The sequence below is a fragment of the Xenorhabdus innexi genome, from assembly GCF_002632485.1.
GTDB lineage: Bacteria > Pseudomonadota > Gammaproteobacteria > Enterobacterales > Enterobacteriaceae > Xenorhabdus > Xenorhabdus innexi.
The window spans coordinates 1-11,222 of the sequence record NZ_NIBU01000084.1 but is presented as its reverse complement, the minus strand read 5'-3'; the positions used below and the strand labels follow the sequence as shown (position 1 = coordinate 11,222).

The 11,222-nt window shown below is 45.7% G+C and carries 6 protein-coding genes; 3 read left to right on the top strand and 3 right to left on the bottom strand.

What is annotated here, in order from left to right:
• Positions 1 to 1,431 (top strand): conjugative transfer ATPase (locus tag Xinn_RS18490; RefSeq protein WP_099137727.1); only part of this gene is annotated, 1,431 nt, incomplete at its 5' end.
• A 37-nt stretch (positions 1,432 to 1,468) separates the two neighbouring features.
• Here the strand turns inward: Xinn_RS18490 and Xinn_RS18485 are convergent.
• Genes Xinn_RS18485 through Xinn_RS18475 form a run of 3 tightly spaced genes read right to left on the bottom strand, consistent with a single transcriptional unit; the run spans position 1,469 to position 9,284 of the window.
• On the bottom strand, positions 1,469 to 1,801 hold the full coding sequence (locus Xinn_RS18485) for a hypothetical protein (RefSeq protein WP_086955708.1): 333 nt from the start codon (positions 1,799 to 1,801) through the stop codon (positions 1,469 to 1,471).
• Between the two features lie 21 nt (positions 1,802 to 1,822).
• Complete coding sequence (locus Xinn_RS18480) at positions 1,823 to 7,546, bottom strand: DUF637 domain-containing protein (protein ID WP_086955710.1); 5,724 nt, start codon at positions 7,544 to 7,546, stop codon at positions 1,823 to 1,825.
• A gap of 37 nt (positions 7,547 to 7,583) precedes the next feature.
• Positions 7,584 to 9,284: a ShlB/FhaC/HecB family hemolysin secretion/activation protein gene (locus Xinn_RS18475; protein ID WP_086955712.1), complete on the bottom strand. Its 1,701-nt coding sequence runs from the start codon at positions 9,282 to 9,284 to the stop codon at positions 7,584 to 7,586.
• Between the two features lie 599 nt (positions 9,285 to 9,883).
• Between Xinn_RS18475 and Xinn_RS18470 the strand changes: the two genes are divergently transcribed.
• Positions 9,884 to 10,357 (top strand): hypothetical protein, encoded by a 474-nt coding sequence (locus Xinn_RS18470; protein ID WP_086955713.1) that lies wholly within the window; start codon positions 9,884 to 9,886, stop codon positions 10,355 to 10,357.
• A 744-nt stretch (positions 10,358 to 11,101) separates the two neighbouring features.
• Positions 11,102 to 11,222, top strand: a 121-nt coding sequence (locus tag Xinn_RS18460) for an IS1 family transposase (RefSeq protein ID WP_169923615.1), incomplete at its 3' end; no start/stop codon positions are given.

Here is an 11,222-nt window from a genome sequence, read left to right as displayed (position 1 = left end):
CTGACCTGGGTGCAGCATCTGGCCGGATTACTGCCGGTGACCGGGCGCTCAACCGGCACCGGGCATCCGGGGTTCAGTTTCTTTAACCGCGGCGGGGCACCGCTGACTTTCGATCCGATGAACAAACAGGATCGCACCCAGAATGCCCACTTGCTGCTGTTTGGCCCGACCGGGGCAGGGAAGTCTGCCACCCTGTGTGCCTCGCTGATCCAGTTAATGGCAATACACCGGCCACGCCTGTTTATTGTCGAAGCCGGTAACAGCTTTGGCCTGCTGGCCGATTACTACGAAAGTCTGGGGCTGACGGTGAATAAAATCGGCATCAGACCGGGCTGTGGCGTCAGTCTGGCCCTGTTTGCCGATGCCCGTCAGTTGCTGCAACTCAGTCCCGACCAATTGCGCATCCATGAAGCCGATATTCCTGATACCGATGAACCGCCGGAAGAAGAGGGGGATGAACAGCGTGATATTCTGGGCGAGATGGAAATTGCCGCCCGGCTGATGATCACCGGCGGGGAGAAAAGAGAGGAAGAACGCCTGACCCGTTCCGATCGGGGATTAATCCGTGAAGCCATTATGCAGGCCGCCCAGACCAGTTTTGACGAGTCGCGCCAAATGGTGGCATCAGACTTACAGAACGCGCTGTATGCCATTGCCCGTAATCATCAGCAGGATGACCACGGCCAGCCGTTAATCACTGCTCACCGGCGGGCACGGGCCGATGAAATGGCCAGCGCCATGTCGATGTTTACCCAGGGGTTTGAAGGCGAACTGTTTAACCGTCCCGGTGCGCCGTGGCCGGAAGTGGATGTCACCCTGATTGATCTGGGCACACTGGCGCGGGAGAATTACTCGGCGCAGATGGCACTGGCGATGGTGTCACTGATTAATAAAGTCAATAACCTCGCCGAACGGGATCAGTATCAGGACCGTGAGCTGCAACTGGTGATTGACGAAGGCCATATCACCACCACCAACCCGCTGTTATCCCCCTACATGACCAAGGTGGTCAAGATGTGGCGTAAACTGGGGGCCTGGCTGTGGCTCGCCACACAAAACCTGGCGGACTACCCGGATACCGCTGAAAAGATGCTGAATATGGCCGAATGGTGGCTGTGTCTCACCATGCCGCCGGATGAAGTGGAGCAGATTGCCCGGTTTAAGAAGCTGACCGAAGAGCAAAAAGCGGTGTTGCTCTCCGCCAGTAAACTGCCCCGCTGTTATACTGAAGGGGTAGTGCTGGCGAAAAAAATTGAAGCCCTGTTCCGGGTCGTACCACCGAGCCTCTATCTGGCACTGGGCATGACAGAAAAAGAAGAAAAAGCCGAACGACGGGCATTAATGCGGGAACATCAGTGCAGTGAACTGGAAGCCGCTGTTCTGGTGGCAGGGAAGATGGATATGGCACGGGGGTTGAAGGTAGGTTTTTAAAGAAAGATCCCAGCACGGTGCCGGGATCGCGTTCAGGTTAGTCTTCGTATTTGAAGTCAACATTGATCTTCATTTTTTCCACATCCACGGTCACTATACAGCCTGACCAATGCGGTGGTTGTTCCGAATGGATGTTTTCGACAAAAAATTGCCTGAGTGAAACTAACAGTTCTCTTAATTGATGATTTGTGAGTCCATCGGATAAAAACCAATTTTTATCATTATTATCATTGATATAATCGTATTTGAATTGGCAGCAATTACCATCTAAGGATAATTTTGCATCCATAATGATTTTTTTTGCATCATCCGGGGCTGCGTTGTACAGGAGCTGACCCATTTCGGCATATATCTTATCGTCTAAACTCATTTATTACTCCCAGAAATATTCTTAGTCATTATTAAAGCTGGCTTGTATTGGCGCTTCACCACCTATTTTATAGGTAACATCAAAACTGACTGGACGCTTGCTGTTATCAGTATAAATTGGTTGTATTTTTACATCCACGGTCTTACCGGATTTTAACGCATCATGCCAGCTTCTTTCCATATTTCTCCAGTCACCATGTCTGTTTAAGCTGGCATTCATCGGCACCATATTCAGTTTTTCACCCGGTCCATTAAAAATCGATCCGATTAAATGGCCGCCATCATCGCCCGGATTCCCCTGATGACCCATTTTGCGCTGCTGATAGGTGTTACGGTCATTAGTTGACAGAGTTAATGATGCTTCAACGCTAACCGGCCGACTTAATGAGTCAGTACGGTAGGTTTTGTTCCCATCCACATGGTAAGTTGCATTGGGCTCTGGGTTGTTCATTTGTGTATCCCAGGCTCTTTTCTTCCCTGAGTCGACAATATACACAGGCCCTTTAGAGGAATCGCCGTGCTGATTGGCTTGCGGATTATGGATGTTCGTTCTGATGCTTTTCCCTGTCATCGAAAACCTTGTCTCTTCACCACTCAGCGATTTTGCACCATTAAGAGCATACATCAGTATCTGACCGGCCCCATTGGTATACTCTTCAAGGATAGCGTTATCTTTTGCCGTCTCTTCAAATGTGAATGCAATCACACTCTTATCAAAATACAGTCTGCCGCTCAACGTATCGGCATATTCTAATGCCTGGTTAGCAAATTCGCTAAGTTCAAAAGAGCACATCGTTGGCTTGTCCAGACACTCGGCTTTAACGGACTCTCGCTCCTCAGCCCGTTTAGTGCGCGCTTTCTCAATGATAGAGGCGGTGTCTTCCCCTTTTTGTTTCGCCGCCTTGACTTCCTTATCTAATTCCATCAGGTCATGCAAAAAGAAGTTATATTCCAGCACGATTTCACTGGCATTGGCACCACTATTAACACCCTCTGCGCTGTTTGTGGCAAATGCACCAGCAATACCACCGATAATTTTGCCACTTGCCAGAACCTGAGCGGGGTCATTAAAAGTCTTCGCCAGTGTTAGTGCACCAAGTTCAGCAGCGAGTGCACCAGCGGCGGCACCTCTTGCATCGCCACCGCCGATATGGGCGGCAATAGCCGATACTGCTGCATGACCAATAGCCTTGCCTGGGTCACCCAGTACTTTGCCATAGTCTCCTATAACATTCGCCCCTTCGGCATTAATCTGATTACCCACATTAGACAGCAGTGCTGTTGCAAAGTTATCTTTAAAGCTGCCGCCATTAATACCGGTATTTAAACCAGAACTGATGATGGACTGCCCGGCAACCCGTTTCGCAACCTGGCTCCAGTCGGCCCCTTGACTTAATAGCGGGATATTGGATTTGGCTGAGGCGGCGGCATCAGCGCCTTCTTTCACCCCCTCTTTTGCCGTACTCCAGCCCATGGCCTGGTCGAATCCGGCCAACGCCCCGCCAATGGCCATTGATGTGATAGTGGATTTTACCGTGTCACTGTTGCCCAGGTCTTTAAAGGTTTTGGATAAATTCCCTTGGTTATTCACCAGCGTCACCGCGGCTTTCGAGGCTAACGATGAGATACCGGCAATGGTTGCACCGGACACCACCGCACCAGTGGTCGTGGCTGTGGCAGCCGTCGCAGCTCCGACCCCTGTCGCGGCAGAAGCTGTCGAGGCGCCCGCTGCAACAACTAACCCGGAACCTGCTGTCACGGCGGCCACGGCGATGGCTATCACCGCAGCAGCAACCGGGTTTAACTGCTGGTGACTGTAATCCCAGTTGGCATAAGCGTCCTGAACTTCATTCCATTGCACATCCTGCCGCGTGGTTAAGTCTTTTAGCCAGGCGGTGTCCGGATTTTCGCCCAGCACCGTCAGGGCCGTCTGCAGAGACTGGCCTTTTTGTGTCTTTACATCTGCATGAATGCCGCCATTCGCCTCAACCGTTAATAAACTGCCCGCGGTTATCGAAGGTAATGTCCAGGTGGTGTTATCATGTCCGCGACCGGCTTGTTTAATGAACAACCCTTTCGAACTACTGGTAATCTGCTCAAAGGAGGTATTGGGCATGGCGGTAAAGTTCACTTTACCGTGTGTGCTAATCAGTCTGATATGTTTACCGGCTTCGATTTTGCTGGCTTCATAGGTGCTGTCACCATGGCTGAGCATGGTCAGGTTGCCTGCCGCAACAAATTCGCTGACGTCATGGCCGGTTTTTTGGCTGATTTCTGTGGTGGTTTTGCCACTGCTAAAAAAACCTCCGGCACTTTTGCGGGTGATTTCCCGTTTTTCGGAATGTTGCTGTGCTTTGGCGTATAAATATCCGCCTTTGGCGGCCACATCGATGGTTCCGATACGCATGGCTTCGGCGTAGTTATGGGCCTCGATATCGGCCTGTAACTTCGCCTCCGAATCGCCTTTGGCCTGGGCGTCCTGCTTCGCCCGGGCTAATTGCTGACTGGCGGTTTCTAAAACATGCTTCGCCTGAGTCAATCGGGCTTCGATTTCAGTCAGTTGAACCAGTTTAGGTGCTAATTTTTCGCGATTCTCTTTAGTAGCTTGTTCTATAAAAAATGCTGCCAGTTTTTCACGAGACTTGTCATTTTTTCCTTTAGTTGCATAAAAATGGTTAATGTTAGTTTCTACTTCTTCAATTGCCAGTTTTAAATCATTCACTTCTTTTTCTACAGGCGTTTTTTCTCGTTGAATGATTTCAAGTTTTTCCTGAGCACTCCGTACATTAGACTCTGCGTTAACTACCGGGCCACTGTGGTTTGATACCGGCACAGGATCTTTCCAAATTGCGCCTAATCCTTTCGCGGTTAATTTTGTTGCTTCAAATAAAATACTGCCATTTGTCGCTAACTTTAACAGTCCACCGGCAGTGAGTTCAGAAACTTCATTAACTATTTTTTCAACAAGGCCAGTATTTTTGGAATAACTGCGCTCCGTAATAGTGAGTGATTCAAAACTCATATTATCGTCAGAAAATGCAATAATATTACCATTGACCGATAGCTTTGCCGCTTCTGTTAAAAGTTTCCCACCGGATGTCAAATGTATATCTTTGTCAGCCTTAATGGTTGTAATAATATAGTTCATATCTACAGGTGGCTTTTTAAAAGGAACGAAATGGTTCATGATATCTGTCATCGTTTCCTTAAAAAAAGAATAAGGTATTGATAGTAAATTTATTGAATTTCCGGCTAATAAACTGGCTGAGCCTTTTGTGATAATGTCTGAACCTTCTAAGGTGATATCATGTTGTGCATTAATCAACAGGTTATTCCCAGACCGAATATGAGCCTGAAGGTCTGGAGCTTTTGTGATAGTCGAAATTCTAAAACTTTTCGGATTAATAGCGGTGATATAATGATTAAAATCGTTTCCGACATAGAGTTCAATATCCTTATCTGCCTCTAAATTGACCCGGTTTAAAGACAGATTTTCCCCGCTATTCATTAAAATTGAACCGGATGCATTGAGTGTTGCCAGCGGAGATAGACTTTTAAACAGTTCTGCTTCTTTTTCAACGGGAAGCGGCTGCATAACGTTGTGGTGGTTCAATATTTCATCGCTATGTTCAATCGTAATATCTTTACCGGCATTGAATGCAATATTGTGACTTTTGGATGAAAATAACGTATCTTTGATATCAATATTTTTACCGGCCGACAGGTTTAACTCACCGGAAGCCTCGATTTTATTTAACCAACGGGTATTATCTGAATAAAAAGCCCTTAACGCATTTTTTACCGCTAACTCACCCAGATGGCTCATTAACGCAATGTTTTTGCTTTTCAACTGGCTTTGCAATACATTAATATTGCCGAGTGCAGTAATAGCAACGTTTTCTCCGGAAGTTAAGGTGGTCAACGAGGTTTTAACCGTATTGTCCGCAATCATAGTAATATCGTTGTCTGCGTTTATCCCGGTTGAGATATCAATATCTTTGGCATTCAGTAAGATATTTTTTGCATTCAAAGAGATTTGATTATTATCAGAGATTATCTGGTCAATACGGCTGGCCTCATCGGGTAATTTATCTTTGAACTGTATTGTCTCTTTGAAATCAGCAACCAAATTATTCCCGGCACGTAATGTGGAAGCTAAAATCCCATTACTTTTCCATATTGAAACATCTTTGCTCAAAATATCCTTCACATATTCTGCGCCAAAGTATTCCTTATATTTTTCTAATACCCCTAAAGCAGTCCCATTGCTTTCTAAATGTGTCCCTGTCAGGATTAAGTTTTGCTTAGCGGATATATTACTGCTTTTATTCAGCAGATTATCACCGTATAAATAAGCGTTATTACCGGATTCAATCACGGCCGGATTACTGCTCATTGCTGCTGAAAAATTCGTGTATTCTAATTTCGTGTCGTTATGGGGGACATCGATGTAGATAGGTTTAGTAAAATCAACGGAACCTTCCTTTATTTTACTCTCAACATTTACCTGCTGAGTGTGTGGGGTGATTTGAAGATTTTCCCGTTCATTATTCAGGCGCTGGGTACGGATGATGATATCACCACTGTTGGTTTTAATCGTCCCGGATTTATTCTCAACTGCGGTGTTTTTTTCACCGGCGGCATTTTTTTGCACCCACAGATTATTATTGGCCTGCAGCAGGGCCTGTGCTCCGATATTGCTGACTTTCTCACTGTACAGCCGCATATCCTGCCCGGCCGTCACCCGGCCTTTATTTTCCAGCGAGTCGCCTGCCAGGACGATATTGCGTTCTGCTTGCACGGGCACATCAACGGCAATCTGGATGGCCTTGGCGCCCACATTTAAGTCGGTTTTGGCCTGAATAGACCCCAGAGTTATTTTGCCGCTGGCGCTGAGCGTAATATCCTGCTGCGTGCTGGTGAGATTGTTCAGGTTGACCCCGACTCCGTCCTCGGTAGCCACTAAGCGGATTTTATGGGCATACATCCCGCCCAGCGCTTTGGTATCGACCGCCAGTTGAGGGGCAGCCCCTTCACCGGCAAGGGTTTTTGCTGTGCCGTCTTTGAAGGAGATCTGGTTAGCCCCTTGAGTCAATGTCAGGTTATTGGCCTGAATTTTGCCGTTCAGCTCCGTGGCCCGGCTGATAATATCCACATAGTCGGTGGATTGGCCATTGAGTCCTTTACCACCGATGGTAATCTGGCCTTTTGTCACCGTCAGTGCATCCAGCGCACCCTGTGTATCAAATTGCGGTTTACCGGTCGTCAGGATGGCACCGGAGGTATTAATAAATCCGCATCCGTCACAGGTGATGCCATTGGGATTGGCTATCATGACATTGGCTTTCTGACCGGCCACTTCCAGCTGCCCCAGTAATTCAGAGCGGCTGCTGCCGGTCACTTCGTTGATAATCAGTTCGGCGGCCTTGCCCTGCAGATTGGCGTTGGCATTGATTTGACCGGCCAGCTGAGAATTCACGGCTTGAGTGGCGTTATTGAGGACGGCGCCCTGTGTGCCGGTGTTAAACTCTTTATAGGTGTTGTGTGATATGCCGGCACTATTCGGTGCAACAATGTTCACCACGGGCACATTGCCGTTGTGCTGTATTTGTGTTTGTGTGTTATCCGGCGTAATCCCGCCGGCCACCGCTGAGTTCAGCGGGTAGATACCAGTCAGGTAAATCAAAAAGTAACTGGTTCCCTTGACCAGAAGGCCGGGGCTTTTCTCTTTTTCTTGTTCTTTCATGAAGTTAAAGTCCACATTATTTATTGTTGTATTTTGATTAAAAATGCAGTGACGCAGACCAGTAGATAGCCCACTGGTCGGGATGAAGATAAGCAGGATAAGCCAGGGGTTTGCCGAGTGTGACACTCTGGTTCATCCGGTTGTGACTGAGTGAAAGCCCCAGTGAGGCTCCGGTAACATGACCTCCTTCTATTTGTCTTTTTTTACTGCTTGCCAGCCAGCCGGTATCGAGCGCCCCATTGACAGAAAGCTCACCCAGAACCGGCAGTCTGGCGACTTTCCAGTTCAGTTCATTGCGCCAGTAACCCCCGTTATTCCCGATAAGGTTCTGCTCCTTGAACCCCCGGACAGAGTATTGCCCGCCTAATGAAAGGCGCTCTGCGGCATACAGATTATCCGGTGTAAATTGCCCATACAGGGAAGTCAGGTAATAGATATCGTCGGTGACGGGAACAAAATAGCTACTGCTCAGGCTGAATTTACGGAACCGGCTTCGGGGCACGTGACGGTTGTTGGTGTCATCTTTCGTTGCGCCCCAGAGTGTTAAACCGTGACTGAATGTCGGGTTAAATGTCATATAGCCCCCTGCCAGCGTAGTACTGTAATTCGTTCCCAGACTGGCTGTGCTTAATGTCGGGCTGCTAATGGCAAACTTAACTCCGGCTGCCATATTGGACGTCTGGCGGCGAGCTATCCCCATATTCAGGGCCAGTTTTTGTTTACCGTCACGGTATAACGTCCGGTTGGTTTTGAACTGATGAATTTGTCCCCGGCTTTCCTGACGATAACCGTTTGTTCCCACCATAGGGAGCATCTGAAATGAACTGTTTCGGGCGTACTGATAATCGAATGACCAGTAGCCATAAGGAACTGACACCCCTGATGTCACACTCCAGCTCTGGTGGTTATGACGGAAGTCGCTATTGCGGCTGGCAGAGACTGACCACCGGTCAGCAAGATGCAGTGGATTATCCAGCCCTAACGAGGCATTAATTTGTTCTCTTCCGGTACTTTTTTGCCCGCTGTTATCCATGCCCAGACTGGCATCAATGGGCCACTGAGCCGTACTCCGCTTTAAAATAATGTCAGAATATCCGACTTGTTCGGCAGGCTGGATATCGATGGTTATCTGCTGGGAAGGCAGACGGTTTAACTGCTCCATACCCTGCTCAATATCCCGTAAGTTAAGTGTTTTTCCAATCATATTTGGAAAAGCCATCTTCAGGGCAAAGGGAATTTCACCATCAAGTTGGATGGTGTTAACTTTACCCTCCGTCACTGTAATGATCAGAGTGCCGCTGGATAAATCCTGCTCGGTTAACCCAGCACGGGAAGTCACATAACCTTTTTCGATATAGACATTGGAGACTTTGCGGACTAACTCATGCACTTTACCGGCCGTCAGGCAACGGGATAAGTAAGGTTCAGACAATGTTTGCTGCACCGAGGCAGAGAGATTCTCAGCCCCCTCAAACCGAATCTGATGAACCGGATGACAGAGTGATCCGTCATCATCGGGTATCGAGGTGGTTAACGGAGATAACGTCACACTATTACGGATATCATCACGTTGTTGTTGCGCTTGTTGTAACAGGTCTTTTTGTTGCTGGGTAATCGCGTCTTGATCAACCGGACTGATTAACGATGATGCTGTTGATTGCCCTGCAATGGTGAGCAGCATAAGACACAATACACCCGCAGAATAAGCAGATATTCTGCCTGAAAAGTTAAGAGGCATAATAAATTATCAATGACAGGTATCAGGAAATGGGGGCGAATTATATAGAAATGTAAATTTAAAACAAGATTCTTATTTTTTATGGTTTTGGTCATTATTTAAAATAATGTACGGACAATTATCTTAATGTGGGTAATATTTGTTCTAATGTCTTGTGGGTTACATGATTCCTATTTTTATCTATAAATATTAATAATGTCATCAGTGCATTTTCGTTATTATTTTTTGTATTTTTATAGGAGATTGTTGATAACGATCAAGTTCTAGTTTTTTCTTAGAGGAGGTAGTGATATTGCCCATTTACTTACGCAATCGGTTAGGTTAGTTGGCATTCAACTTCATTAGCTCGCTGTTACAAATGTGATGAATATCTCATTTTACAATACTTGCATTCCACTGCTGAGTGGAGATTTTGCATTGGCCTTTTCTTTCGCTTTACGTGACCGTCTATATTTTCATCTAAGAAGTTATACCTAATAACATGGATAAAAATCACTGTTAGATTAATTTTTTAACTTTATAGTTTGCAATATTTAATAAAAACAATAAATTTAGAGAAAATTAGTTCTTGCGCCTGAAGAATTGAGGACAATATAAAAATGAAAAATCATCAATTAAATCGTGTAAAAAATAAACTTTATCGGCGGGTGAATACAACAACACATTCTGTTTTTCATCATGGTGGCGAATATCGGTGGGAGAGAGCTAAACGAAAATTAATCAGCGAGGATATGCCATATTTTCTGCCCATGAAAAGCAAGCAAAAGCGCGGTTTAGATTACACTCCACTTTTTATGTTCTTATTGAGTAAAGTTGGTAAAACATGGGATCAGATTTACAGTGAAGCCGTTCAACGACTGGACAAACCAGAACCTATATTCTGGATGGTTGCGTTGCATAAGCATGAACAAAGAGATTATATCCGCTGTGGGGAATCCAGTTTTTATAGTGGGTTGTTCGTTGATGAATCAGGTATTTTAAGGAAGGTCAATGCTAATTTATCCGAAAATGATATTACTATTCATTGTCAATGCTGTACTTATACATTTAATGGAGTTCCTATTTCTCGTTGATTCAATGTCATGATTAATAGTTTCCGATTGTTTCAATAGTGATCACATAACCGTTTCATTATGAGTATGGCTCATACTTATAAACTCACACTTTTGGGTACAGTGAAGCTGATATCATATTTTTGAGCTGAAAAGAAAGGAAAAAGATCCCTGTCAGCTTTCATAATGTCCATAGTACAGTTTACAAAGATCAAACATATCTTCCTCTTCGTTTTTATCCATGGGAAACATGATTAAGGCCATAATTTCATCTGTGCAATCTTTCTTGACGCAGGTAAAAAATCATGAATGCATTGTTGTACCTGCGGTGTGTATTTTCCCGGTGGCATTGGACGTTTGATGTCTACATAAACACTGGCGGCTAAAATAATCGGAATTGTGGGTGTAATTGTATTTTAGGATGGTTAGATATAGGTTCCCAGCGGCGGTTCATTTCCTCTGAATTCAGTAGATTAATAGGTGAATTTGAAATAAATTCCGTTTTTTTTTGTTATAACCAATTAAGTTTCCTGCCTCTGCAAAATCGGTGAAAATGCACCCATGAACGCAATAGAAGGGGATTTAGCCATTAATGAAAAGAAACCAGCCTTCTGGAAAGGTGATTTCGTTTTGTATTGGGTGTCTCATGTATTGTCATTCTTTTCAAAGTTTATGATTGTGGTTAGGGCGTATCAGTCGGTATTGGCGGTCGTGTATTCAACCCGTTGATTTAGGTGTATAATAGCCATTTTGTGGGGAAATAAAATGGCGACAGTTGAAGTGAAATGTCGGTTTTGTCAGCAAGTTGAATACGTCAAAAAACACGGCAAAGGTGAGGCAGGCCATCAACGCTATCGCTGTCTCTCCTGCAAACGCACCTTCCAAC

Bases quoted from the DNA above. Each gene is read 5' to 3' on its own strand.
- Xinn_RS18485 (WP_086955708.1), bottom strand. From the start codon at position 1,801: ATGAGTTTAGACGATAAGATATATGCCGAAATGGGTCAGCTCCTGTAC.
- Xinn_RS18480 (WP_086955710.1), bottom strand. From the start codon at position 7,546: ATGAAAGAACAAGAAAAAGAGAAAAGCCCCGGCCTTCTGGTCAAGGGA.
- Xinn_RS18475 (WP_086955712.1), bottom strand. From the start codon at position 9,284: ATGCCTCTTAACTTTTCAGGCAGAATATCTGCTTATTCTGCGGGTGTA.
- Xinn_RS18470 (WP_086955713.1), top strand. From the start codon at position 9,884: ATGAAAAATCATCAATTAAATCGTGTAAAAAATAAACTTTATCGGCGG.